Annotated in this window: 1 protein-coding gene; it reads left to right on the plus strand. The window is 67.3% G+C overall.

Annotated elements, in window-relative coordinates; translation table 11 throughout:
* Positions 1–27: 27 nt before the first annotated feature.
* Positions 28–736: serine hydrolase domain-containing protein (locus tag QMG73_RS46145; RefSeq protein WP_281906521.1), on the plus strand; the 709-nt coding region annotated here is incomplete at its 3' end.

Consider the following 736-nt stretch of genomic DNA (forward strand, 5'->3'; position numbering starts at 1 on the left):
CAGACACATGTGGAAACGCTCGGCACCATGCACCGTGACGGTGGCCCGCCGATGCGCCGCGACACCATCTTCCGGATGGCCTCCACCTCCAAACCCGTCTCGGTCTCGGCCACGATGGTCCTACTCGACGAATGCCGACTCCGCCTCGACGACCCCGTCGACCCCTGGCTACCCGAACTCGCCGACCGCCGCGTACTGACCCGCGTCGACGGCCCCCTCGACGACACCGTCCCCGCCCGCCGACCAATCACCGTCCGAGACCTACTCACCTCCACCTTCGGCCTCGGCATGGACATGACCATGCTCGGCACCCCCATCATGGCCGCCATCTTCGAACAAGGCCTCACACCCAACCTGCCCGAACCCATGCCCGAACCCGACGAGTGGATGCGCCGCCTCGGCACCCTGCCCCTCGCCTACCAGCCCGGCGAACGCTGGCAATACCAGATCAGCAACGACCTACTCGGCGTCCTCGTCGCCCGCGTCACCGGCCAAACCTTCGACAAATTCCTGCGCGAACGCGTCTTCGACCCCCTGGGAATGACCGACACCGGCTTCCACGTACCCGCCGACAAAATCGACCGGCTCCCGACCCTGTACGCCCCCGACCCGGCCACCGGCGAATACCACGTCTGGGACGAACCCGCCAACGGCCGCTGGAGCCTACAACCGCCACCATTCCCCGGCGGCGGCGGAGGACTCGTCTCCACAGTGGACGACTACCACGCCTACTTCC

Origin of the sequence: Phytohabitans aurantiacus, from assembly GCF_027923225.1 — a bacterium.
Lineage (GTDB): Bacteria > Actinomycetota > Actinomycetes > Mycobacteriales > Micromonosporaceae > Phytohabitans > Phytohabitans aurantiacus.